The organism is Nocardia sp. NPDC001965 (assembly GCF_053594175.1).
On record NZ_JBSFDZ010000026.1, the window covers coordinates 12,056 to 36,827 of the forward strand.

Annotated in this window: 15 protein-coding genes and 1 tRNA gene; 8 read left to right on the top strand and 8 right to left on the bottom strand. The window is 69.3% G+C overall.

What is annotated here, in order from left to right; genetic code table 11:
* Positions 1–10: 10 nt before the first annotated feature.
* Positions 11–9,355, bottom strand: coding sequence for a fatty acid synthase subunit beta domain-containing protein (locus ACWCPQ_RS26980; RefSeq protein ID WP_449903829.1), 9,345 nt, complete (start codon positions 9,353–9,355; stop codon positions 11–13).
* 388 nt (positions 9,356–9,743) lie between these two features.
* Here ACWCPQ_RS26980 and ACWCPQ_RS26985 point away from each other — a divergent pair.
* From ACWCPQ_RS26985 to ACWCPQ_RS27005, 5 genes are all read left to right on the top strand, one after another.
* Positions 9,744–9,828: transfer RNA gene (locus ACWCPQ_RS26985), tRNA-Leu, on the top strand.
* Positions 9,829–10,219: 391 nt separating this feature from the next.
* Entirely contained in the window at positions 10,220–11,092 is an 873-nt protein-coding gene (locus tag ACWCPQ_RS26990; protein ID WP_449903831.1) for an aldo/keto reductase, read from the top strand.
* Between the two features lie 205 nt (positions 11,093–11,297).
* Positions 11,298–11,738, top strand: a complete 441-nt coding sequence (gene lpqS / locus ACWCPQ_RS26995) for a putative copper homeostasis (lipo)protein LpqS (RefSeq protein ID WP_449903833.1) — start codon at positions 11,298–11,300, stop codon at positions 11,736–11,738.
* Positions 11,739–11,849: 111 nt separating this feature from the next.
* A complete protein-coding gene (locus ACWCPQ_RS27000; RefSeq protein WP_449903836.1) occupies positions 11,850–12,980 on the top strand; it encodes a PLP-dependent cysteine synthase family protein in 1,131 nt (376 codons plus the stop codon).
* On the top strand, positions 12,977–14,293 hold the full coding sequence (locus ACWCPQ_RS27005) for an MFS transporter (RefSeq protein ID WP_449903838.1): 1,317 nt from the start codon (positions 12,977–12,979) through the stop codon (positions 14,291–14,293). The genes ACWCPQ_RS27000 and ACWCPQ_RS27005 overlap by 4 nt, the downstream gene beginning before the upstream one ends.
* Positions 14,294–14,454: 161 nt before the next feature.
* Here ACWCPQ_RS27005 and ACWCPQ_RS27010 read toward each other — a convergent pair whose 3' ends face one another.
* Positions 14,455–15,345, bottom strand: coding sequence for a hypothetical protein (locus ACWCPQ_RS27010; RefSeq protein ID WP_449903840.1), 891 nt, complete (start codon positions 15,343–15,345; stop codon positions 14,455–14,457).
* A 554-nt stretch (positions 15,346–15,899) separates the two neighbouring features.
* Between ACWCPQ_RS27010 and ACWCPQ_RS27015 the strand changes: the two genes are divergently transcribed.
* Both ACWCPQ_RS27015 and abc-f read left to right on the top strand, forming a co-directional pair.
* Positions 15,900–16,325 (top strand): hypothetical protein, encoded by a 426-nt coding sequence (locus tag ACWCPQ_RS27015; RefSeq protein ID WP_449903843.1) that lies wholly within the window; start codon positions 15,900–15,902, stop codon positions 16,323–16,325.
* A 244-nt stretch (positions 16,326–16,569) separates the two neighbouring features.
* Positions 16,570–18,210, top strand: coding sequence for a ribosomal protection-like ABC-F family protein (gene abc-f, locus ACWCPQ_RS27020; protein ID WP_449903846.1), 1,641 nt, complete (start codon positions 16,570–16,572; stop codon positions 18,208–18,210).
* A gap of 438 nt (positions 18,211–18,648) precedes the next feature.
* Here the strand turns inward: abc-f and yidC are convergent, their stop codons facing one another.
* The 4 genes from yidC to ACWCPQ_RS27040 form a co-directional block, all read right to left on the bottom strand.
* The gene (gene yidC, locus ACWCPQ_RS27025; RefSeq protein ID WP_449903849.1) at positions 18,649–19,551 is read right to left on the bottom strand and encodes a membrane protein insertase YidC; all 903 of its coding nucleotides are present in this window, start codon (positions 19,549–19,551) and stop codon (positions 18,649–18,651) included.
* A 113-nt stretch (positions 19,552–19,664) separates the two neighbouring features.
* Positions 19,665–19,988, bottom strand: a complete 324-nt coding sequence (locus ACWCPQ_RS27030) for a DUF6412 domain-containing protein (protein WP_449903851.1) — start codon at positions 19,986–19,988, stop codon at positions 19,665–19,667.
* Positions 19,989–20,042: 54 nt separating this feature from the next.
* Positions 20,043–20,879 (bottom strand): Vgb family protein, encoded by an 837-nt coding sequence (locus tag ACWCPQ_RS27035; RefSeq protein ID WP_449903854.1) that lies wholly within the window; start codon positions 20,877–20,879, stop codon positions 20,043–20,045.
* Positions 20,880–20,976: 97 nt separating this feature from the next.
* Positions 20,977–21,456 carry a Dps family protein gene (locus ACWCPQ_RS27040; protein ID WP_449903857.1) on the bottom strand — a complete coding sequence of 160 codons (480 nt, stop codon included), beginning with the start codon at positions 21,454–21,456 and terminating at the stop codon, positions 20,977–20,979.
* A gap of 180 nt (positions 21,457–21,636) precedes the next feature.
* On the opposite strand from ACWCPQ_RS27040, the gene ACWCPQ_RS27045 reads away from it, so the two are divergent.
* Entirely contained in the window at positions 21,637–22,227 is a 591-nt protein-coding gene (locus ACWCPQ_RS27045; protein WP_449903861.1) for a type 1 glutamine amidotransferase domain-containing protein, read from the top strand.
* A gap of 140 nt (positions 22,228–22,367) precedes the next feature.
* Here ACWCPQ_RS27045 and ACWCPQ_RS27050 read toward each other — a convergent pair whose 3' ends face one another.
* Together ACWCPQ_RS27050 and sfnG are read right to left on the bottom strand one after the other, a co-directional pair.
* Positions 22,368–23,582: an SfnB family sulfur acquisition oxidoreductase gene (locus tag ACWCPQ_RS27050; RefSeq protein ID WP_449903865.1), complete on the bottom strand. Its 1,215-nt coding sequence runs from the start codon at positions 23,580–23,582 to the stop codon at positions 22,368–22,370.
* Entirely contained in the window at positions 23,579–24,697 is a 1,119-nt protein-coding gene (sfnG, locus tag ACWCPQ_RS27055; protein WP_449903867.1) for a dimethylsulfone monooxygenase SfnG, read from the bottom strand. Before sfnG ends, ACWCPQ_RS27050 begins: the two co-directional genes overlap by 4 nt.
* Between the last annotated feature and the right edge of the window lie 75 nt (positions 24,698–24,772).

The window sequence follows — 24,772 nt, forward strand, 5'->3', positions numbered from 1 at the left end:
GTCGCGCAGCCTACGGTGTGACGGCGGAGTCGGCATCGGCACCGCCACCGGCGAACTGTCCGGTCTCGCAACCGGCTCCGCCGATCTGGTAGACCCCGTCGGAGCCGAGCCGGGCATCTTCGGACAGCAGCACATCGGCTTCGAGGCCGCGTATCCGCGCCGCCGGAGTGCCGTCGCCGCCGAGGCGCCGGTCGGCCGGACGCTCGTAGAGCGCCGCGCCACCGCACATCGCCTCGACGATCCGCTGCCGGCCCGCGAGCAACCGTTCCTGTGCCCGGCGCTGGTACTCCGCCCGCAGCTCCGGCTCGATCGCCTGGACGAACGCCTCCGGATGCACGATCGCGAGCAGGCCGGACACATGCCCGAAGCCGAGCGAGGTCACCAGACCGGCCTTGAGCGGGAACCGGTCGCCGAAGCGCAGTGCCTCCCGCACCCAGACCAGATGCGGGTACTCCGCCATCTTCTCGTCCACACAGTCCAGGCTCCGGTTCGGCGGCACCACCCCGTTCTCCAGCACCTGGCACAGGCCGATCAGCTGGAACGCGGCGGCACCACCCTTGGCATGTCCGGTCAGGCTCTTCTGCGAGACCACGAACAGCGGTGCGCCCGCGGACCGGCCGATGGCTCCCGCCAGCCGCTCGTGCAGTTCCGACTCGTTCGGATCGTTGGCCGCGGTGGAGGTGTCGTGCTTGGAGACCACCGCGATATCGTCCGGACCGACGCCGAGTTTGCGCAGTTCCGCGGCGAACCGGGATTCCCGGCCACCCCGGCCCGCACCCAGGGCACCCAGTCCGGGCGCCGGGATGGAGGTGTGCACGCCGTCGGCATAGGACTGGGCGTAGGCGACCACGCCGAGCACCGGCAGACCCAGTTCCCGCGCCACGTCACCGCGGGCCAGCAGCACGGTGCCACCGCCCTGTGATTCCACGAACCCGCCGCGCCGGCGGTCGTTGGCCCGGGAGAAGTAGCGGTCGCTGATCCCCTTGGCGCTCATGGCCGCCGAATCCGCGGTGGCCGACATATCGCCGAAGCCGACGATGCCCTCGATCCCCAGATCGTCGAAGCCGCCGGCCACGACCACCTCGGCCTTACCGAGCTTGATCTTGTCGACACCTTCCTCCACCGACACCGCGGCGGTGGCGCAGGCAGCGACCGGATGCACCATGGCGCCGTAGCTACCGACATAGGACTGCACCACATGCGCCAGCGCGACGTTGGGCAGGGCCTCCTGCAGGATGTCGTTCGGCCGCGGTTCGCCGAGCAGGTTGTCGACGTAGAGCGAGCGCATCGACGACATACCGCCCATACCGGTGCCCTGGGTGTTGGCCACCAGGCTCGGGTGCACCCAGCTCATCAGCTCCGCGGGGCTGAATCCGGACCCGACGAACGCGTCGACGGTGCAGGCGATGTTCCACAGGGCGACCCGGTCGATCGAGGACGCCATATCGGCGGAGATACCCCAGACGGTGGGATCCCAGCCGGTCGGGATCTGACCGCCGACGGTCCGCGACAGGTTCGCCCGGCGCGGCACCCGGATCTCGGTACCGGCCTTGCGGGTCACCGTCCAGTCGCCGGAATCGGCGACCGGCGTGATGACGGTGTGCTCGGGGCCGGCCGCGTAGAAAGCACGCGCCTCGGCCTCGCCGCCGACCGTGAAGGACAGGTCCTGGTCCAGGAACACCGAGGTCATCAGCGGACTGCTGTTGTCGACCATGGCACCGTCATCGGCGTAGCGGCGGATACCGCACCGCTCGACCACGGCATCGTGGTAGCGCTCGGCCAGTTCGTGTTCCGGGACGAGGTCACCGGATTCGGTGTCGTACCAGCCCGGCTTCGGGTCGTTCTCCCAGGCCACCATGCCGGTGGTCCAGGCCAGCTCCAGCACACCGCCGGCCGACAGCTCGTCGGAGACCTCCATCTCGAACCGGGTCCGCGCGGACCCGTACGGTCCGAGCTCACCGGCGCCGACGATCACGACCATATCGGCGAGATCGGCGGTCACCGTGCCCCATTCGGGGACGGGCAGCGCGGAGGTCAGCGCCGGTGGCGCGGGCAGCGCGGAGATCCGCGACGCGTCCGAGGTGGGCACCTCGTCGGCTTCCTCGGCATCCGCGGCTTCCTGTGCCTGCTTGGCCAGCGCCGCCAGGTCCAGATCGGCACCGGCCAGCCCGCCGGTGAGATCGATCTGCTGCGGGTCGTCCGCGGCAGCCGCACGGGCCTGCTCGGTCGCCCACTTCAGCAGTTCGTCGGCGATCTCGTCGGTGGACCAGGTCTGCACACCGGCCTGCTCGACCGCGTCGACCATCGGATCGTTGTGTCCCATGAGCCCGGTGCCCCGGACCCAGCCGATCAGTGCGTGCACCAGAGTGACCCGGGCCGCCCAGGTCTTCTCGGCCCGCCACCTGGCGACAACGGCGTCGAGCGCGGCCTTGGCCTCACCGTAGGCGCCGTCGCCGCCGAACAGACCGCGGTTGGGCGAACCGGGCAACACCACATGCAGTTTCGCGTCGACATCGTGGTCGGCGCCCAGGGTGGACAGCCCACCGATCAGCCGCTCGACCGACCACAACAGCACCCGCATCTCCATCTCGGCGCGGGCACCCGCGTCGGAGAGGTACCCGGAGACCCGCGGCGCCGCGAACGGCAGCAACAGGGTGGGGGTCAGCGCATCCTTGGTCTTGATCTTGGCGCCACCGGCGTTGTCCACCTGTTCGGTACCGACCCAGTCGATGAGGGCGTCGATGTCGGTGTAGGAGGCCATATTCGCCGGAACCACCCACAGCGCCGCACCGTGGCGGGCGTTGGCGCGGTAGAGGTCGCGGTAGAAGCCGAGCCGGGTGTCGTCCAGACGCGAGGTGGTCACGACCACGGTCGCGCCGCCACCGAGCAGGCGCCCGGCCAACGCGGCGGCGATGGACCCCTTGCTGGCGCCGGTGATCACCGCGATCTCGTCGGCCCATTCGCCGGTGCCGTCGAGATCGCGCGCCACAGCGGCGATCCGCTCGTAGTGGCTCGCGAGCACCGACCGCGCCTCGTGCACGGCCCGCTGCCGCCACCAGTCTGCCTGGGCGGCGACGGCCGTACCGGCACCGGCGAACCCGGTGACCGGCAACTGCGCGGTCACGGCGTCGTCACCCAACCACAACCGGGCCAGATCTTCCCGCGCGGTGGCCCACCGGTCGTCGATGAGCACTGCCTTGCGGGCGTCGAACGCCGGCGCGACGAGTCGCGGCCAATCCGAACCCAGTTCGGCGGACACGAGATCGACGAGACCGTCCTCGGTGGCCTCGGGAGCGGAGGTCTGCTCGCTCAGGCCGAGCTGTTCCAGCACCAGGCGCGCCGCGGAAGCCAGCACACCGTCCTTACCGGTGATCTGCTCGGTGAACTCGCCGAGCGCCGCGGCATCCACGGTGCCGCCGCCGGACCCACCGGCCGAGGGCAGCGTCACCGCTACTCCGCGCCGGGCTGCCACCGCCTGAACCGCGGCGTCCACCGCGGCGTCCACGGAGGCACCGTCGGTGAGCGCGCCGGATACGAGACCGCCCAGATCGCCACCGCGCACGCTGGTGCCCTCGCGGGTACCGAGCGAAACCTCGGCGGTGATGTGGCTGGCCCAGCCCTCACCCAGCTCCCAGACCTTCTTCACCCGTTCGGCGATCGCGGCGGGCCGCTTGCCGGACGGCCCGAACACCTTGCGCAGGTGGTCGTTGATCGCATCGCTGAGCACCGAACCGAACGGCTTGTAGGTGCGGGCGAGACGTTCCACGGTCGCCGAGAGGGCACCCATATCGGCATCGGCGGCGCCGTCGATCGCACCCAGCGAAAGTTCCGATCCGAGGTCGACCAGCAGCTGGTTACGACGCGAGGACACGCCGTCGCAGAGTCCCTCGATCGTATCGACCGGGCCGATCTGATCGATCCGGAGCTTGGTCCACAAGGCGATCAGCACCCGGGTCGCGTCGGCCGCGGTGAAGGTGATGTCGTCGGGCCGCGGTCCACCGGACGCGACGGGAGCAGGAGCCGGAGCGGCGGCAGCCGGAGCGGCAGCGGCGGCAGGTGCCTCGGCGACCTCCTCGACCGGTTCGTCGACCGGGGCCGGATCGGTATCGGTGGCGTACACCACCGCCGCCTCGCGCTCGATATTGAGCACTTCCACTGTGGTGGTGGCGAAATCGGGCAGTTTCAGGGTCTGGCTCGCCAGGTTCGCCACGGTCGGGGTGGCACCCAGACCGACCTCCACGAAACGTTCCACGTCCAGTTCGCCGAACAGCAGATCCTGGGTTTCGATCCAGCGCACCGGGCTGGCGAACTGCCAGGCCAGCAGTTCGATCAACACCACGCGGCACAGTTCGCTCGGCCGCTGCGACCAGGAATCGAAATCGGCCAGCACGGCGGCGAGCGGTTCCGACGGCACCAGATCGGCGATCTCGGCGACGAACTCACGATCCAGCGAGAACGGTTTCGGCACGAGGTTCGGGATATACCGCCCGACCAGCACCTCCGGCTGCAGCTCCTCGGGCAGCAACTGCTCGAGTTTGCCCCGGAACTCCGGTACACCCTTGCGCAGCACGGTCGAATGGAACGGCACATCGATACCCGGGACCAGGATGAAGGCCCGCTTACCGCCGAATTCCTCGCGGCGGCGCTCGATCTCGGTCTCCAGCGCTTCCAAACCGGCCACGGTGCCCGCGATGGCGTACTGCGAACCGCGCAGGTTCAGGTTCACCACTTCCAGGAACTCGCCGACCTGTTCGCCGACACCGGCGACGAAACCGATCACCTCATTGTCGGGCAGCCCGATCTGCGAGGGACGGATCGCGGCCATCCGGTAGTCGCTACGGCCCTGCGCGTCCCGCGGAACCAGTTCGTGCATGGCCGAACCGCGCTGGAACACGACCTCGAGAACGGCCTCGAGCGGCAGCACACCGGCCACGGCGGCCAGCGCGTTGTACTCACCGACCGAGTGCCCGGCCAGCAGCGAACCCTCCACGAACGCACCGGCTTCGCGGAGTTCCGCGACCTGCGCGACACCGAGAGTGGCCATGGCGACCTGGGTGAACTGGGTCAGATGCAGTACGCCGTCCGGGTGCCGGTGCTCGACACCGCGTGCCTTCAGGTAGGTCGGGTTGTCCCGCACCACGGCCAGGATGGAGAAGCCCAGCGCCTCCCGGGTGTGCTTGTCGGCCCGATCCCAGATCGCCTTGGCCGCCTTGGACCGCGACCGCGCGTCCAGTCCCATCCCCTTGCGCTGGATGCCCTGGCCCGGGAACGCATAGACGGTCTTCGGGGCGGCGGTCCGGCCGGTCGCGGTCATCACCAGATCCCCGTCGGCGCGGCAGGAGACCTCGACGATCTCGTCGCCCGCGTCGACCGCGACGCGTTCCACCCGCACATCGATTTCGGCACCCGGTCGCACCATGCCGAGGAACCGGGTGGTCCACGCGGTCAGGGTGCGCGCCGGCACGGACGCCTGCGGATCCACAGCCGATACGGCGTGCTGCGCCGCGGCCGACAGCCACATACCGTGCACGATCGGGCTGCCCAGGCCGGCGAGTTTCGCCGCGGAATCGCTGGTGTGGATGGGGTTGTGGTCACCGGAGACCGCGGCGAACGCGGCCATGCTCCGGGGGGCGACCATGGTGACATCGCGGCGCCGGCGGCGCGGCGTCTCGGTGGCGTCCGCGCTCACGGTGCCCGCGGCACGCGGCGGATCGGTCAGCTCGCCCGCACCGGTCCGGCCGCGGATCGCGAACCGTTCGGCCAGCCGGGCCAGCGGCACGACATCCAGGCCCTGGTCACGCATCTCACCGACGCTGACCTCCACCTCGACCACTCGGCCGAGATCGGTATCGATCACCGAGCCGGATTCGGCCCGCACCACGAGAATGCTGGTCTCGGCGGGGAGTTCACGCAGCAGCTCGATCCGGTGGTCGAGATGCACCAGATCCAGCATGCCTTCGATCACGCTGGTATCGGCCCCGGTGCGGGCCGCGCCGAGTACCGCGAACACCGCGGGCCAGCACGCGCCCACCAGGACGTCCGGGGCCGTGCGGCCCAGGGTGCTCAGATTCGCGGGCAGTCCGCCGCCGGTGACGCCGGCGTGGTCGGCTACCAGATCCGGTGTCCAGGCCAGATTGAGATGCGCGACAGCGCCCTTCACCTCGGGCAGCGCCTGACCGGCGGCCACGCCCAGCAGGGCCGACATTGCCTCGTCGGCATCGGCTTCGGTGATCACCGGCGCGCCGCCGTTGTACACCGTCACCGGCACCGTGACGCGGATGCGCACCGCATGTTCCGCGTTCAGCGGGACGGTCAGTGCGACGTAGGCGTTCTCCGCTTCGGGCCCCTCGGTCTCGACGAGGGTGGCTCCGGTCGGCGGATGCACCGCGCCCTTCTCGTCCACCGTCCACTCGTGCAGATCACCGAGGCGGTGCACCGGGTTCACGGTGGCCCGGCCCGACCAGTTCACGTCCGGTGCGGCCAGCACCACGTCGATCGGGCCACTCGTCACTTCGGCGACGCGGCGGGCGTCGACAGCGACCGGCGCCACTCCGCCGCGAACCAGCGTGTAGGCGGTGTCCTGTTCGAAACGGTCCAGCAGTTCGCCCACCGGCTCGTCCACCCGGGTGATCCCGGCGACCGCGACGGTGCCCGGGATGACGCAGACCTGATCGGCGGAGTACCGCGGATCGTGCGCCTGCCACAGCGAATCCGAGCGCCACCAGCGCCGGACATCCTGATCCACCACCGGGACGAAATTGACCGGCTTGCCGGGGGTCTTGCACAGGGTGATGAAGAACGGCACATCCGCCGGGTGCAGCAGGGTCTGCGCCGCCGACGGGTACCGCTCGCTCAGTGCCGCGAGCGCGGCGGCCGGGTCTTCCAGATCCTCGGGGCGGAAGAGCGATTCGATCTCACCGCGGTCTGCCGGGGCGAGCCGGGCCTCGGCGCGGTGCAGCATCTCGGCGAACCGGTCCCGCCAGCTGACGTCCAACCACACCGACTGGGTGGCGGCGGCGATCGCTTCGCCGAGATCGGTGCCGCAGTCGAAATCCTGGCGGCGCTCCTGCCCGATCGCGAGATCCACATAGCGTTCGAGCCAGGCGAGGTAGGTCATCCCCGCCACATCGCCGAAGTAGGGCTTGGCGGTGCCGTTCAGCGCGGCGATGATCTCGGTCCGGCGCTCGGCCACCGCATCGGCGTCCCCGGCCACCTCGTCGAGCAGGCGTCCGGTCCGCGACGCGGCATTGTCGATCTCGTGGATATCGGCGCCCAGCTGGCTGCGGCCCGACGCCATTCCGCCGCTCGCGGTGCCCGCGCCGACCCAGTCCGGGGTACCGGGGGTGTCGACCAGCAGCTGCTTCACCTCGGGTGCGGTGGTGGCCTCCAGCGTCGCCATCGCGGCGGTACCCACCAGCACGCCGTCCAACGGCATGGCCGGGTAGCCGTGCGGCGCCGACCAGGTGCCGGTGAGGTATTCGGTGGCCCGCTCCGGGGTTCCGATCCCGCCACCGACACAGACCACGACGTTTTCGTGGGTACGCAGTTCGGCATAGGTCTCGAGCAGGAGATCGTCGAGGTCCTCCCAGGAGTGGTGCCCACCGGCCTTACCACCCTCGATATGCACGATCACCGGGTAGTCCGGCACCTCGTCGGCGATCCGGAGCACCGCCCGGATCTGCGCGACCGTGCCCGGTTTGAACGCGACGTGGCTGATCCCCACCTCGGTCAGTTCGGCGATCAGCGCGACGGCTTCCTCGAGCTCCGGGATCCCGGCGGTGACGATCACACCGTCGAACGGAGCACCCGCCGCACGGGCCCGCTGAACCAGCCGCTTACCGCCCAGCTGCAGCTTCCACAGATAAGGGTCCAGGAAGAGCGAGTTGAACTGCACCTGCCGGCCCGGGTGCAGCAGTTCCTGAAGATCGGTGACGCGGTCGGCGAAGATCTGCTCGGTCACCTGCCCGCCACCGGCCAGTTCCGCCCAGTGCCCGGCATTGGCCGCGGCCGCGACGATCTTGGCGTCCACCGTGGTGGGGGTCATGCCCGCCAGCAGCACGGGTGAGCGACCGGTGAGCTTGGTGAACGCGGTCTCCACCACGATGCGGCCGTTGGGCAGCCGTACCGGGCGGGGCGCGAACGCGGTCCACGGCCGAGCGACCTCCGGCGTAGCGCCCGGCGTCAGCAGGTTGCGCTGGCCCGCCCGGGTGGCCGCCGCGATGATGCCGACACCGCTGCCCTTCAGCGAATTACCGCTGACCCGGGAGAGCAGGTCGCCGGGGCCCAGGTCCAGGATCCATTCGGCACCGGTGGTCACCACCTCGTCCACGGTCGCGACCCAGTCGACGGGTTCGACCAGGATGTCGCGCGCCAGCTGCCCGGCGAGCTCGGTGTCGAGCCCGCACTGCCCGGCCCAGCCGGCGACCAGCTCGACGGTATCGGTGAGTGCCGGGTGGTGGAACGCGACATCGACTTCGAGGTCCTCGAAAACCGGCGCGAACACCGCACCACCGCGCTGTTTGGCCGAGCGCTCCCGGTCCTGTTCGGCGTGCAGCTGCGCACAGCGCTGCTGTACGCGGCGCAGCTGGTCCGGGGTCCCGGACAGCACCACCCGGCGCCGGCCGTTGCGGATCGACAGGACTGCGGCGACCATCGGGTCCACGCCCGCGCAGACCTCGGCGAGCACGGCGCGCAGTTCATCGGGGTCGACGTTGGATACCGCGACCATCGACGACCGGTCACCGATCGGCATCAGCCCGCGCCGTCGCGCGACCAGACCGGCGGCGGCGCCGACCAGCTGGGCGATCGCGAGAATCTCCGCGTCCTGCGCACCGGCGGCCCGCACCGCGGCGGCCGCCAGCAGTCCCTGCGAATGGCCGACCACCGCGACGGGCGCGGTTTCGGCCGGGTCCAGTCCCTGCAACCGCAGCGCGCGCAGGGCGGCCAGCTGGGTCAGCAGCACACCCGGCATGGATACCGCGGCCGAACGCAGCACCCGCTCCGGCGGTGCGTCCGATGTTTCGGTGTCGTCGTCGGCGAGGTCGTCCTCCAGCATCCAGGCGACGGGATCGAATCCCACCGGACGGACGGTCAGGAGTTGGTCCGCAACGGGTTCCAGCAGCGTGGCCGCCTCGTTGACCAGTGCGGTGAGCTCGGGCTCCAGCGCGGCGTCACGGCCGATCTCGGCCAGTTCGCCCAGCCAGCTGGCGCCCTGTCCGCCGAAGGCGAGCGCGTAGGGGGTGCCTTCCCGCAACCGGTCCAGCAACGGCGTGCGATTCGTCTCGGTCACGGTCCTACCTGCGGCCACATCCACCTGGTGTCCGGCTCCGGACGCAGTGCTCTCGTTGATCGTCAAGACGCTTCGACTTTCTCTCGTGGCGACATGTCTTCGGAGACTTCCCCGGCTCCCGGGCCGCGCGCGGGCGGTCCATGCCCGTCGGCCTGCTCTCAGCGAGAATGGCACAAAATCATGAGGGAATCCTCACGTTTCCCTGCGCGTGCGGCGCCTACCCATGAGTATTCATGCACTGATGTACCAGAATTGAGTCAAACATGATCCTCCCTCATGTTTGAACCCGCTGGTGAGGGCCGATCCTTACCCACACGAAACGTGAGCACCCCTCATATTGTCGGTTATGGAATCGTTATAATCGCAGGTGGGGTTACCGGCGAGTACAAAACACCCGCCCGCGTCTTCGCGATCCGGCGAGCGCCCGGTAGAGTTTGGACGGTCGTACCATCAAGCGCGAGTGGCGAAATTGGCAGACGCGCCAGATTTAGGTTCTGGTGTCCACGGACGTGGGGGTTCAAGTCCCCCCTCGCGCACCACGAAGTGGTGAACGCACCACTCCCGGCGGACCGTGCCCGAGTACCCCTCGAGTACGGTCCGAGGATCCGCGTTCGCCTCGTCCACCTTCATTATCGCGCCGTTGACCTGCGGCGACTTGCTGAGCGCACCCTACCCCCCGAACGCACATCGGGGGCCGTTTTCGGCACAACCGCCGACTTCCACCGCCACTACACCCCGGGCGACACACCGGTCCACCCGTGCCGCCCGCGACCGGCCGCGCGACTCCGACCCGCACGACCTCGGCCGAAGCGCGATCGGCGCCTTGTAGAGTCGTTCGGAGATGGGCCGTTTCGGGCCCACCGATGCGCGGCCTCCGTCCGAACCCGATTGGCCTCCGTCCGAACCCGATTGGAAGGGACGCATCCCGATATGACCGATCCCGCCCGCCCCGCCGACGCCTCCGGGACCTTCCGCCTCGGCGGCGACCTCCAGATCAACCGCCTCAGTTACGGCACCATGCAGCTGACCGGCCCCGGGGTCTGGGGCGAACCGGCGAACCGCGACGAAGCCGTCCGGGTCCTCCGGCGCGCGGCCGACCTCGGCGTGAATTTCTTCGACACCGCCGACAGCTACGGACCCGCCGTCGCCGAACCCCTCCTGCGCGCGGCCCTGCACCCCTATGCCGACGATATCGTCATCGCCACCAAGGCCGGTCTCACCCGGCAGGGTCCCGACCGCTGGACGCCCGTGGGTCGGCCCGCCTATCTGCGCCAGCAGGCGGAGATGAGCCTGCGCCACCTCGGCGTCGAGCGGATCGACCTCTTCCAACTCCACCGCATCGACCCGGATACGCCGTTGGAGGATCAGATCGGCGAGCTGAAGGACCTCCGGGACGAAGGCAAGATCCGCCATATCGGACTCAGCGAGGTCAGTGTCGCCCAGGCCGAAGCGGCCCGGCGGATCGCGCCGATCGTCTCCGTGCAGAACCTCTACAACCTCACCGACCGGTCCGCGGAAGAACTGCTCGACTGGTCGACCGACCAGGGCATCGGTTTCATCCCCTGGTTCCCGCTGGCCACCGGAAAGCTCTCCGGCGCGGGCAGCCCGCTCACCGAACTGGCGAAACAACACGACGCCACCCCCGCGCAGCTCGCCCTCGCGTGGCTCCTGAAGCGCTCCCCGGTCATGCTTCCCATTCCGGGGACGTCCAGTGTCGCGCATCTCGAGGACAACCTGGCCGGCGCGACGATCGAACTAACCGACGCGGAGTTCGACACGCTGACGAAAGCGGGCACGGCATAGCGCGGACCTCGCTACTTCCGCACCCGGACGCCGGCCGGCGTCCTCCGTGCCCGCAGCGGCCGATCCTCCAGAAGCATTGCCACAGGACATATCCGGTGACCCATCCGGCCCGGCACCGGCACTGAGCACGTACCCAACGGGGGTAGAGTAGTGGCGACCGGCACGGGGCCGGTCGCGGACACGGCGCCCGGAACGGAGGTGGCGAATGGCGGATACCGCGCATGCATCGGCCACATCTGTCGCCTCGTCGCCACGGGGCCGGCGGTCCCGCACGGGGACAGTCCTGATCGTCCTGGCCGCGCTGGCGCTGCTGGCCCCACTCCTGCACTGCGACCTCGTACCCGCCGGGACCGCGCATTCCCGGGCCCATGCCGCCGTCACCACGGCGGCCGAGCACCACGACCGTACCGGCGACTCGGCCGGGAGCCAGTGCACGGCCCACGCCGTGCACTGTGTCGCCCAAGTGGTGCTGCCCGCTCGGATCCCCGATCCGTTCACCGTCGCCGTACCGGTGGCACTCGCACTCACCACCGCCGCCCTTTCGCTCACGCCCGTCACCGGACGCTGGATCCGAGGGCCGCCCGCCGCGGCACCGGCCGGTGGTGGCCGCGAGATACTCACCCGCTTCTGTATAGCCCGACGCTGATCGGCAGGCGTCAGGCCGGTTCCGCTGCGACCGGCCGGAGTCCGCTGCCGTTCACCCGTCTCCGGGTCCCGTGTGACGTACCACGGTGCCCTTGTACAGAAAGCGACCCTCATGAACAACGTGGTGCTGCCCGAACGGACGGAGCCGACCGCCGCCGGAATCGTCCCCTTGCCCGGCGCCGCCCTGACTCCCCCGGCGCTGGTCGGCAATACACCGGTGCTGTGGGTGGGAGCCCCGCTGGCGCCCGCCGGGCGCGGCTTCTGGGCGAAGTTGGAAGGCAGCAATCCCGGGGGGATGAAGGACCGGCCCGCCCTGCACATGGTGCGGCGCGCACGGGAACGCGGCGATCTCGCACCGGGCGCGCGGATCGTGGAATCCACCAGCGGCACCCTCGGTCTGGGCCTGGCACTGGCCGGAGTGGCCTACCACCACCCGGTCACACTGGTCACCGACCCCGGTCTGGAGCCGATCGTGGAGCAGCTCCTGGCGGCCTACGGTGCCACCGTGGATACCGTTCCCGCTCCGCATCCCGTGGGGGGATGGCAGCAGGCCCGCCGGGACCGCGTGACGAGCCTGCTGGCCGCCGAGCCGTCGGCCTGGTGCCCGGACCAGTACAACAATCCCGACAATGTGGCCGCATACGAGTCGCTGGCCATGGAGCTGATCGAACAACTGGGCGGAGTGGACGTACTGGTCTGCGCGGTCGGCACCGGCGGACATTCCGCCGGCGTGGCCCGGGTCCTGCGCCGATTCGACCCGGGCCTGCGCCTCATCGGCGTGGACACCGTGTCCTCCACGATCTTCGGCCAACCCGCCGGGCCGCGGCTCATGCGCGGACTCGGATCGAGCATCTACCCCGCCAATGTCGATTACGCCGCGTTCGACGAGGTGCACTGGATCGCCCCGGCCGAAGCGGTGTGGGCCTGCCGGACGCTGGCCACCACCCACCATGCCACCGGTGGCTGGAGCGTCGGTGCGGTGGCCCTGGTCGCGGGCTGGGCGGCCGGGCAGCTCGATTCGGACACCCAGATCGCCGCGATCTTCCCCGACGGTCCGCAGCGCTATTTCGACACCGTCTTCAGCGACGAGTACTGCCGCGCACACGATCTGCTCACGGCGGACCCACCGGCCGGGCCGATCACGGTGTCCAGCCCGTTCGAGGCCGAGTTCCGGTCCTGGACCCGGTGCACGACGGTGGTCGATCCGCGCGCGATCACGACGCTCGAAGGGATCCGCCGATGAGCACGATCGCCACTTTCCGCAGTTTCGACGCCCCGGCCCGGCTGCTGATGATCAATCAGTTCGGCATCAACCTCGGTTTCTATATGTTGATGCCCTTCCTGGCCGGGTATCTGGCCGGGCCGCTCGGACTCGCCGCCTGGGCGGTGGGCCTGGTGCTGGGGGTGCGCAATTTCTCCCAGCAGGGCATGTTCCTGATCGGCGGCACCCTGGCCGACCGGCTCGGCTACAAACCCCTCATCGTGGCCGGATGTCTGCTGCGCACAGGTGGTTTCGCCCTGCTCGTGTTCGCCACGGGCCTGCCCGCGCTGCTGATCGCCTCCGCCGCCACCGGATTCGCCGGAGCGCTGTTCAATCCGGCGGTCCGGGCCTACCTCGCGGCCGAATCCGGCGCCCGGCGAGTGGAGGCGTTCGCGCTGTTCAATATCTTCTATCAGGCCGGGATCCTCGCGGGTCCGCTCGTCGGCGTCGCGCTGCTCGCACTGGATTTCCGGGTGGTGGCGGGTGCGGCGGCGCTGGTGTTCGCCGCACTGACCGTGGCCCAGGTGCTGGCGCTGCCCGCCCGCCGCGAACGTCCGGAACACGACCGCGTCCCGGTGCGGACCGCGTGGGCCGGGATACTGCGCAACCGCCGGTTCGTGGCGTTCTCGGTGGCGATGACCGGTTCCTATGTGCTGTCCTTCCAGATGTATCTGGCGCTTCCGCTGCAGGCCGAGACGATCACCCGGGACCGTGCCGAGCTGCTCGTATCCGCCCTGTTCGTGATCTCCGCGGTGATCGCGGTGGCCGGTCAACTGCGCATCACCGCCTGGTTCCGCGCGCGCTGGGGTACCGGACGCGCGCTGGTCGCCGGTCTGACGATTCTGGCGGTCGCGTTCCTGCCGCTCGCGGTGGTCCCCGTCCCCGCCCGGTTCGGCACCTGGGCTGCGGTGGCCGCCCTGATGCTCTCGGCGGCCCTGCTGGCCGTCGGGACGGCCGCGGTGTTCCCGTTCGAGATGGACACAGTGGTCACGCTCGCCGGAAATCGTCTGGTGGGGACCTACTACGGCTTCTACAACAGTGTGGTCGGCGTCGGTATCCTCATCGGCAATCTCGCCACCGGTGCGGTTTTCGGCGCTGCCCGCGCGGCGGGGGCCGAGTGGGCGGTGTGGACCGGGCTGGCCCTGATCGGATTCGTCTCGGCGTTCGCCTTGACCCGCCTCGACCGAGCCGGTGGCCGCAGCGGCGACGCGACGGAGCCCGTTCCCGTAGATACGGTGGCGGGTTCGGACCGGCCCGGCTCCGATATCGCCGGGGCCGCCGGGCGCCGCGGCTGAGGGCACGGCGGCTCACGGGCCGGGTACCCGTTTCCGGTTGCCCCACCGGATGACCCGGCCACGGTTCCGCGGTGCACAGAAGCGCCGTCCGGCCGGTTTCCTGGTGGCCCGGTTCGGCGAACCGGGCCGGCCGGCAGACGGCGCCACCCGACGGCCGCTCGTCAGGCGATGCGGTGCACAACCGCCTGTTCGACGAGCCCCCCGCCGCACCCGTCCCCGTCTCCCAAGATCAGGAAATCGTCGTATACACCGCGGGCGGGCCCCTGCGTTTCGACCGGGCCGGTGGGCACCCAGAACCCACCGACCCGCGAACGCGTCGACAATGTGTGCACGACACCGTCGGCGCGGGTGAGGCGCGCCCGGCGGAATTGCGCTGCGGCGTCACGGGTGACATCGATTCCGGTGACTGCTGTCGCGCCCTGCCCGTCGATCACGAACCCGTCGACCCACAGCGCGCCGTCGGGAGCCCGGTATTTCGTCGCGCAGACGCACCGCGACGAATCCACCGCGCAGACGGTGACGAACTCGACCCCGTTCGCCACCGCGGAACGAAAACCCCAGCTGCGATCGCGCACTCCGTGGCCCACGGCGGCGATCACATCGCCGTCGAGCCGGACGACTCCCTCGACGGCACAGGCCTGTTGCCGACGCCCGCCCGGCCGCCCCGGAACCGAGAGCAGCGGGTTCGGTGCGTAGTCGGCGACCGCGAACAGCGGCGTGCCGACCAGTTCGATCCGAATCGCGGGGTGGTCGACCGTCACCCGGCCGACCGGATCGAAATCGACAACTTCTCCGCTGAAGGTGTCTTCGCCCAGCGGTTCGACGATCTCGATGACCCGTCCCGCGAGGGAGATACTGACGCGCGCACGCCGCTCGCCGGGCGCATTGGGCGAGGTACACACGTGCACAGCGCCGAATATCTCGGCGAGCGGATCCCAGAACCTGAGCTGGGCGCTGTCCCGCCAGACCGGGTCGTCCACGCCGAGGGAGACGGTGGGGACCGGCCCGGCCGAGGCAGCCGATCTCTGCCCGGCCGACGTGACAGACGACATCGGAATCCTTTCGAGTCTGCGGGCCATCGTGCCCCGATGCGTCCGCGGCGGTTCGGCGCAAGTTTCCGGTGCGTACCGCCGGCCGGACAACACTTTGGCTCGTCTCTGCCCGGTACCCGAATTCGGCGCGCACCAGAACGTAATTTCGCGCAGGGGCCGTCTCCGCCCCCAGCGGGCCATCCGCCCCGGTCTCCGAAGCGGCCTCGATACCGGACCGACGCGGCGCCCGGGTTGCCCACCCACCGAGCGAACAGGGCCGGTCCGCCAGGGCCGTGTTCCCGAATCGAGATCTCCACTCCGAGCGCGGACGGCCGCCGAGGTCCGGCCACCGGCCGGTGCCGGGAAAGCGGCGCCGACGGGCGGCAGCAAACAGCGGCTACCGCACAGCACGGCAATCCGGTACAGCCCCGGTCACGGTTGCGGCACAGTTCCGACTCCGGCCCGTATCCGCACGGCCCGCCCGGCCCGGCGCAGCCGTTGCCGCTGAACTGCGGTGATAGCTACGATCGATCAGCTCGAAACGGGTGGGGGACTCGACAGAACGGAACCGAACCATGAGGCCACGAGCGCGCATCCGGCGCGTCGGCCCCCGACTTCTCGGCGCGACCGTCGGGGCCGCCGCTCTCTTCTTCGCCGCCGCTCCCGCGGCCGCACTCCCCTGGACCCAGGTGACGCCGGTCGCCGCCGGGCCGAATCCACAGGTGGAGCTGAACAGCTATTGCGAGGAGCCCGGCGAGATCGGGCACCTCGCCGACGGCACCACCGTCTACTGCTCGGCAGTGCAGGGCTCCGACGCCTTCGCGTGGTCGTACTACAGCGAACCCCTGGCGATGGGTCCCGATCGCGATTACACCTGCGACGAGGCCAGCTGCGAGTACGAGGACGGAACCACGGTCCCCGAGGAACATCGGTGCGGGGTCCAGTGCGGCGAACCACCTCTCACCGGGGAAACCGAGCCCCACTTCGCTCCCGGCTTCTGAGAACCCCACCCGGCGGCAGTCCGGCCGAACCCGGTCCGCCTCCGGCCGGACTGCTATCGTGATCAGGGAATCTTCGACACAGAGAGATCGACCGTGGTTGGTGAACTCGACATCTCCGGAGCCACCCGGCTCTGACGGCCACCAGTAGGGCGCATCGGGCGCCGCTGTAGTGGCCGTTTCGTCGTTCACTTTTCCATCTTCGTGGCTGCATTACGCGCCCGAACGACAATCGAGGTCTCTCCCTATGTCCGAAACTTTCGTCGTCTGTTCGAACCTGTCGTTCTCCTGGCCGGACGACACCGCCGTGTTCACCGATCTGTCCTTCAGCGTGCCCGCCGGGCGCACCGGCCTGGTCGCGCCCAACGGTGCGGGCAAGAGCACGCTGCTCCGCTTGATCGCGGGTGATCTGATACCCGGCGGCGGCAATGTATCCGTCGACGGCGTACTCGGCTATCTCCCGCAGACTCTGCCGCTGACCGGCGAGATGACGGTCGCGGAGATATTGGGTATCGCGCCGATCCTGGCCGCGCTCGACGCCGTGGAATCCGGTGATACCGCCGAGGACCACTTCACCACTATCGGGGCGGACTGGGATATCGAGGAACGCACCCGCGCCCAGTTGGACCGCCTGGGACTGGGCGATCTGTCGCTGACGCGGCGGCTGCGCACGCTCAGCGGCGGCCAGGTGGTATCGCTGGGGCTGGCGGCCCAGCTGCTCCGGCAGCCCGATGTACTGCTGCTCGACGAACCGACCAACAACCTCGATCTCGAGGCCCGGCACCGGCTCTACGATCTGCTCGCCGACTGGAAGGGCTGTCTGCTGCTGGTGAGTCACGACCGGGCACTGCTGGACCGGATGGACCGGATCGCCGAACTGCACGCCGGTGAGATCCGCTTCTACGGCGGCAGTTTCACCGAGTACGAGGAAGCGGTGCGCGCCGAACGCGAGGTGGCGGAGAAGAATATCCGCACGGCCGAACAAGAGGTCAAACGGGAAAAACGCGAACTCCAGCAGGCGCGGGAGCGCGCCGCGAAGCGGGCGGGCAACGCGGCCCGGAACCTGGGCAACGCGGGCCTGCCCAAGATCTTCGCCGGGACCATGAAACGCAATGCCCAGGAGTCGGCCGGGCGGGCGAACGAAACCCATACCGCCCGCGTCGACGCGGCCAAGGACCGGCTCGACCGGGCCGAGCGCGCGCTGCGCCCGGAGCAGCGGGTCGCGCTGCAACTACCGGATACCGATGTGCCGGCCGGTCGCACCGTGTTCACCGGCGAGCAGATCCGCTACCGGTTCGGCGAACAGGAGATCTTCGCCGGTGCCGGTGCGGACCTGACGATCCGCGGGCCCGAGCGGATCGCGCTGATCGGCCCCAACGGTGCGGGTAAGTCCACGCTGCTTCGGATCGTGCACGGTGATCTGGCGCCGGAGAGCGGTTCGGTCACCCGAGCCGAGGGCCGGGTCGCCTATCTGTCCCAGCGACTCGATCTGCTCGACCTCGACCGGACCGTTGCCGAGAATCTGGCCGCGTTCGCCCCGAACCTGACCACCCCGCAGCGGCTGAACCTGCTGGCGCGCTTTCTGTTCCGCGGTTCCCGGGTCGATCTGCCGGTGGGCGCTCTCTCCGGGGGCGAGCGGCTGCGGGCCACCCTGGCCTGCGTCCTGTTCGCCGAACCGGCACCGCAGTTGCTCCTGCTGGACGAACCGACGAACAATCTCGATCTGGTCAGTGTCGGACAGCTCGAGGGCGCGCTCGACGCCTATCGAGGCGCCTTCGTGGTGGTCAGCCACGACGAGCGCTTCCTCGCCGAGATCGGGGTGCAGCGCTGGCTGCGGTTGTCCGGCGGCCGGCTCGGTGAGGTCGCGGGTCCTGGCGGGAGCGACTGACCGCACGGCGGTGGGCACCGGCCGGGAACGGCGCATATCCCGTGGCCGGAAAAGCCGCGCGACGGGTAGGCAGGTGTTCCGGTCCGGCGAGTCGGGCCGGGCCGGAACACCGATGGTCAATTCAGAGTCGTCGCGAACTTCGCCACCATCCCCACCTGCCATCTACACCTGGGTGTTCGAACCCAAGGGCGGACGGTTCACCGGCACCATCCTCTGGCACTACGCGAGCACCGGCAGTATCGATCCAGCCCGGCTGACGCCTGCGGTACTCGATATCGGCGAGGCGATGGTCCTGAAGTTCTCCTTCGACTCCGGCGCTCTTCCCGACGAGCAGACCCTCGCCGATATCGTCGACCGAGCGATCCTGCCCGCGGTGGGCAGTCTCGGCCGACCGCCGGTTCAGCGCGCGCGACCCTGCCGTCGCGGGGATTTCGCCGGTTACGCCGGATCCTGCCGCGGCTGTGGCAGATCCGTCCCCTGCGATTCGGCGGCCACCGGTCGCGGCCGGGCTTCCCGATCCATCCGGGCGAACACCAGATGCTGCTGACCGTAGGTCCACAGGTTGTTCGCCACCCAGTAGAGCAGGATCGCGATCATCAACAGGGGCCCGCCCAGCAGCGCACCGAGCGGGAAGACCCACAGCATCAACTTGTTCATGATCGCCAGTTGCGGGTTCGCCGCGGCCGCGGGATCCTGCCGGGCGATCGATGCCCGCGCGTTGAAGTGGGTGGCCAGACTCGCGACCACCATCAGCGGGATCGCCACGACCGCGATACCGGCGATCGTGGGAACAGAACCGTGCGCCGCGAAGGATTCCAGCACGGTATCGGGACTGGCGATCGCCGCGGAGATCGGCGCGCCGAAGAGCCGGGCGGCGAGGAAGGACTGCACATCGGCGATATCGAAGAAATAGTTGGGGGTCGTGGCATTGGCCTCCGGGGTCATACCGAGTTTGCCGAAACCCGTTCCGGTGCGGTTGAACGATTGCAGCACGTGATAGAGGCCGAGGAACACCGGCAACTGCACCAGGGCGGGCAGGCAGCCCATCAGCGGATTGAAGCCGTGTTCCTGCTGCAACTTCTGCATCGCCGCCGCCTGGGCGGCGCGATCACCGGCATGCTCTTTGCGCAGTGCGTCCAGCTGCGGCCGCAGTTCCTGCATCCGGCGCGCGGTGCGGATCTGTTCTATGGCGGGTCTGAGCAGGAGCAGGCGGATGGTGAAAACCAGGAAAACCACGGACAACGCCCAGGCGAAGCCGCTGTCGGGGCCCAGCAGAGCTCCGAAAACCGTATGCCACAACCAGAGGATCGCGGAGACGGGGTAATAGATGAAATCGAGCACGAGAGCACCTCTTCGCTGTACCGCGCGGAAGCCCGCGGCGGTGCGGGTCGGGCGCCACGCCGTATGGGGTGGCGTCGAAGGACAGGTCGACCGGTTGGCGTGACGCCGGAGCGTTACGCGGCGGCCGGAACCTGTCCGGGTGCTCGGGGCAGCCGGGGGCGGCCCGGGGTGTCCGGTGCGCTCTGCCTGCGGAACGCACCGCGGAGCCGTCGTTCGTCGCGCGCGGGCCCGGTACCGGCTTCGACCGGGATGTGGAGCCCGCAGCGCAGGCCGTGGTCGGCGAGGCCGAGCAGCACGGCGACCGCGACAGCGGCACCGACAACGGCGGTGGGACCGTCGCTCAGCAGCGAAACGGTCATGGCGACGGCCAGCACGGCCACCCACATGAGCTGAACGAGGTTCACCCCACGTGCGAGAACCGACCAGATCCGTGCCATATCCGGCAGCATACCGAGCGATCCCGCGGATCCGGCGACGTCACGCCGCGGAACTCATACCGCGATGCGTTCGAGGCTGCCCGATTCCATCGCCACCCACAGCGCACCGTCCGGACCGACGGTCACTCCGTGCGGTTCGGCTCCGGGCAGTTCCGTCTCGGTGATCGCACCGCCGGTGGTGATGCGACCGAGCCGGGTGGTGGCCCATTCGGTGAACCACAGCGCACCGTCAGGGCCCGTGACGATGGCATGCGGTTTGGACTCCCGGTCCGGTAGCGGGAATTCGGTGATCGCGCCGTCGAGGCCGATCCGGCCGATCTGCCCGGCACCTATCTCGACGAACCAGAGCGCGTCGTCGGGCCCGGCGGTGATCCCGACCGGCAGCGCGCCCGCGGTCGGTAGCGGGTAAGCGGTGGTGGCACCACTGCCGGGGTCGATCCGGCCTATCGCATTGCCCTGATTGAGGGTGTACCAGAGGGCGCCGTCGGCCCCCACGGTGATCATCGACGGCATTCCCACCGCGTCGAACCGTGTCAGCTCGCCGTCCGGGGTCAACCGCCCGATCGTGTCGGACTGGAGTTCGGTGAACCAGACGGCGCCGTCGGGCCCGGCGGTGATGCCGTACGGGGATCGGGCCGGAAACCAGGTCGCATCGCCTTCCCCAGCGATGCGACCCAGCCGGTTACCGCGGAACTCGGTGAACCACATGGCTTCGCCGGGTCCCGGCACGATCACCGTCGGCTGCCCGTCGGACGGATCCGATACGAAGGTCCGGACCTCGCCGTCGAGGTATCTGCCGACAGCACCCTCGGCCGCCATGGTGAACCACAGGCCACCGTCGGAGCCGGTGGCCAGCCCGTACGGCGATCCGGAAACCCGAACCACTCTCATTCCTCCTCGTACCCCCGGCCCGATCGCGGCCCGGCCGGCCCGTGCGGCCGCCCGGCTCGGCACTGTACCCACCGGACCGCGCAAGCGGTACGGAGTATCAGGCGGAGGAGAGCTGAGCCTGCCACATCCAGTGCAACTGTTCGAGTCGGGCCGCGATTTGGATGAACAGATCCTGGCTCACCGGGTCCGCCTTCTCGGTGGCATCGATACGTTCCCGCAGGCGGACGATGACGATACCCAAGTTCTTGACGATGGCGTCGATGACGTCGGTGTCCTGCTGCCAGCCGTCGGGAAACGCCAGGTCACCGGCCTCCTTGGCGACGGTGGCGGCACGGCCGTCCGGGCTGACCCCGATGGCGGTCGCGCGTTCGGCGGCGTCGTCGGTGAAGTCACGGGCCGCGGTCACCAGCTCGTCCAGTGCGAGGTGGACGGAGCGGAAATTACGGCCGAGCACGTTCCAGTGGGCCTGTTTGGCGATCAGCGACAGATCGATGAGGTCGATGACCGTGGCACGGAGCGCCTCGCCGGTGACGTGCTGTTGTTCCGGGTCGAGGGTGCTCTTGATGGGGACGTTCATCGTCGAATGCCTTTCTTCTCGTTCGCCGGACAGGGGGCGACTACCCGCCCGCTCGCGGTCGAATCACCGACCGGCCCGGCTGTGCGGGGTACCACTCGCCGCCCGCGCCGGCACGTTTCACCGGCACAGGCCCGGGTATGGCGCGGAGCGGACCGGAATCCGCGACGGAAGGAGCTCGATATGGCGCAGCAGCACAACCTGACCGGACGGCGAATCGCTGTTCTCGCGACCGACGGCGTGGAGCAGGCGGAGTTGGTCCAGCCCCGGTCGGCCGTCGAGGACGCGGGGGCGAGTACCGCGCTGATCTCGCTGCGACCCGGTCGTATCCAGGCCATGAACCACGATGTGGAGAAGGGTGACACCTTCCCGGTGGACCGGGTCGTCGGTGAGTGCGGCCCCGACGACTTCGACGCGCTGTTGTTACCGGGCGGCACCACGAACCCGGACAAACTACGCCAGGACGAATCGGCGGTGGCCTTCGTCCGGGATTTCTTCGCCACCGGTAAGCCGGTGGGGGTGATCTGCCACGGCCCGTGGACCCTGGTGGAGGCCGATGTGGTGCGCGGCCGCACCCTGACCTCCTATCCGAGTGTGCGCACCGATATCCGCAATGCGGGCGGCACCGTCGTCGACGAGGAAGTGGTGAACGACCACGGCCTGGTGTCCAGCCGCAATCCCCGCGATCTGCCCGCGTTCTGCGCAAAGATCGTCGAGGAATTCGCCGAGGGGAAACATCCCGTACATCCGGAGGGTGCGGCGGCGTCCCGCTGACCGATCGGCACAGCCCGCCGATCGCGGTGCACCGCCGCCGCTCCCCACCCGAGGCGGACGCGCGCTGGTGGCCGACCCACTTTCGGCCACCAGCGGACCACCCGGCGAGGGAGCACTTCTCGCCGGGCGGGGCGTCCGGGTCAGATCACCCCGTGCAACGGCGGCGGACTACCGTGCAGGAGAGTCCGGCCGATGTGCTGGTACTTCCACCGGACCGGATCGTGCAGGGTGTGGGTCCGGGCATTACGCCAGAAATGATGCAGATTGAGATCGTCGGCGGCACTGCGCGTCCCGCCGGTTTCGAACAGCGCGCTGGAGACCTCGGTGGCGGCCCGATCCGCCAGGACCTTGGCCGTCGCGACGGCGATCGAGGCGTCGGCCACCCGTTCCGGCGCACCGAGCGCAGCATCGACCGCGGCACCGGCCACGGCCAGTGTCGCCTCGGCCGCGGATACGGCCACGGCCAGTTCACCGAACCGCTGGATGAGCAGCGGATCGTCGACGGCCCGGTCCACTTTCGCCTCGAACCACGGCCGGCTGCGGTCGCGGGCGAATCCGGCGGCGGCGGTGAGTGCCCCGCGGGCGATCCCGGCGTCGATGGCCGCGTGCAGCAGTTGGGCGGAGGCACCGTAGGCGGTCGGTTCGTCCACAGCGGCGGTGCGGGCGACGAGTTGAGCACGTTCGACCACGACATTGTCGAACGACACGGTCCCACTGCCGGTGGTGCGCTGACCGAACCCGTTCCAGTCGTCCACGATCCGGACCCCGGGGGTATCGGACGGAAGGAAGACGACATATTGGCCGGGCGGTAATCCGGACCCACCGGTGGAATCGTCCAGCCTGGTCAGCACAGCCAGGAAGTCGGCGAACAGCGAACCGGTGCAGTAGTACTTCACCCCGTCGATCCGGAACCGCTGCCCCTCGGTGAGCGGCCGGACCGTGGTGGCGATATCGGCGACCGTCGCACCGCCGCGTTCGGATTGCGCGTTCGCGATCTGGGCACCGTCCAGTACGGCGGTCAGATAGCGGTGTTGCTGTTCGGCCGAACCGGCCAGCTTCAGCAGGTTCACGTAGACGAAATGGCTGTGCGGGATCTGCGCGATATTGGGATCGGCGATCGCGAGCAGCCGCACCACCTCGGCGACCGCGCTGGGCGGCAGCTCGGCGCCACCGTGGCTCGCGGGCACCGTCACGGCGAGCAGACCACTGGCCGCGAGTTTGCGCACCTCGGCGAAGGGCAGCGCGCGCTCCCGGTCACGCTGGGCGGCATCCACCGCGAATTCGGCCGCGAGCGCCGCGGCGACCGTGCGGGCCTGCTCCGCCGAGGTGATGCGGGCGGCTCCGACGGCGGTCATCGCCCCGCCACCGCGGCGGGTCGTCGCGCGGCCTCCAGTTCACGCACCAGCGGCAGCACCTTCGCGCCGAAGTACTCGATCTCCTCCTGGAAGTGCAGGAAGCCGCCCAGGATGAGGTCCACGCCGAGATCGCGGTAGGCGACGATCCGCTCGGCGACCTGCTCGGGCGTACCGATCAGCTTCGTCCGGAAACCGTCGTTGTACTGGACCAGATCCTCGAAGCTCGAATCCGCCCACATCCCTTTGCCGTCGCGAGTGGCGGCACCGGCCTGCTGAACCGCGTCCCGGAAACCCTCGACCGCGGGTTTGTTCGCCTTGTCGATGATCTCGCGCAGGGTGTCGTGGGCTTCGCGTTCGGTATCGCGGGCGATGATGAAACCGTTGAGACCGAATTTCACTTCGCGGTCGTGGGCCCGGGCGACAGTACGGAGGTCGTCGAGCTGTTCGGTGACGCCGTCGAAATCCTTGCCGTTGGAGAAGTACCAGTCGGCGTAGCGGCCACCGTTGCGACGCGCCGCACTCGAGTTACCTCCTTGGAACAGTTCGGGATTCGGTCGTTCGGGGGTGTTGAGCGGTTTGGGTTTGAGCGTGAAATCGCGGATCCGGTAGAAATCGCCACCGTAGTTCACCTCGTCCTCGGTCCAGATCTTGCGGATCACCTCGAGGAATTCGGCGCTGCGCCGGTACCGCTCATCATGTTCGAGCCACGGTTCACCGAGCGCGGTGAACTCCCCGGCGAACCAGCCGGACACCACATTGATGGCGAACCGGCCGCCGGAGAGATGGTCGGCGGTGGCGCCGAATTTGGCGAGAACGGCGGGATGCCACAGACCGGGATGTACGGCCGCGATCACCTTCAACCGTTCGGTGGCACCGAGCAACGCCAAACTGAACGAGGTGGATTCGTGCTGGAATTCCGCCCCGTAGGACGCGGTGTAGCGGACCTGGGAGAGCGCGTAGTCGAATCCGTTGCGTTCGGCGGTCTGCGCGAGCTTCTTGTTGTACTCGAAATCCCAGCCGGTGCGTTGTTCGATCTCGCTGGTCACCAGACCGCCGCTGACATTGGGCACCCAGTAGGCGAACCGAACCTGGTCGCTGATCTTCTCAGTACTCATTGAGCCTCCCTCGAACGGTTGGATGCGGTCCGCGGAGGCCGCAGCGAAGGCGGAGGTATCGCATCATCGAGCCTC

What these genes read in the sequence shown, in the direction of transcription:
- ACWCPQ_RS26990 (WP_449903831.1), top strand. Translation starts at nt 10,220, where the DNA reads ATGACCGATCCCGCCCGCCCCGCCGACGCCTCCGGGACCTTCCGCCTC.
- lpqS (WP_449903833.1), top strand. Translation starts at nt 11,298, where the DNA reads ATGGCGGATACCGCGCATGCATCGGCCACATCTGTCGCCTCGTCGCCA.
- ACWCPQ_RS27000 (WP_449903836.1), top strand. Translation starts at nt 11,850, where the DNA reads ATGAACAACGTGGTGCTGCCCGAACGGACGGAGCCGACCGCCGCCGGA.
- ACWCPQ_RS27005 (WP_449903838.1), top strand. Translation starts at nt 12,977, where the DNA reads ATGAGCACGATCGCCACTTTCCGCAGTTTCGACGCCCCGGCCCGGCTG.
- ACWCPQ_RS27010 (WP_449903840.1), bottom strand. Translation starts at nt 15,345, where the DNA reads ATGTCGTCTGTCACGTCGGCCGGGCAGAGATCGGCTGCCTCGGCCGGG.
- ACWCPQ_RS27015 (WP_449903843.1), top strand. Translation starts at nt 15,900, where the DNA reads ATGAGGCCACGAGCGCGCATCCGGCGCGTCGGCCCCCGACTTCTCGGC.
- abc-f (WP_449903846.1), top strand. Translation starts at nt 16,570, where the DNA reads ATGTCCGAAACTTTCGTCGTCTGTTCGAACCTGTCGTTCTCCTGGCCG.
- ACWCPQ_RS27030 (WP_449903851.1), bottom strand. Translation starts at nt 19,988, where the DNA reads ATGGCACGGATCTGGTCGGTTCTCGCACGTGGGGTGAACCTCGTTCAG.
- ACWCPQ_RS27035 (WP_449903854.1), bottom strand. Translation starts at nt 20,879, where the DNA reads ATGAGAGTGGTTCGGGTTTCCGGATCGCCGTACGGGCTGGCCACCGGC.
- ACWCPQ_RS27040 (WP_449903857.1), bottom strand. Translation starts at nt 21,456, where the DNA reads ATGAACGTCCCCATCAAGAGCACCCTCGACCCGGAACAACAGCACGTC.
- ACWCPQ_RS27045 (WP_449903861.1), top strand. Translation starts at nt 21,637, where the DNA reads ATGGCGCAGCAGCACAACCTGACCGGACGGCGAATCGCTGTTCTCGCG.
- ACWCPQ_RS27050 (WP_449903865.1), bottom strand. Translation starts at nt 23,582, where the DNA reads ATGACCGCCGTCGGAGCCGCCCGCATCACCTCGGCGGAGCAGGCCCGC.
- sfnG (WP_449903867.1), bottom strand. Translation starts at nt 24,697, where the DNA reads ATGAGTACTGAGAAGATCAGCGACCAGGTTCGGTTCGCCTACTGGGTG.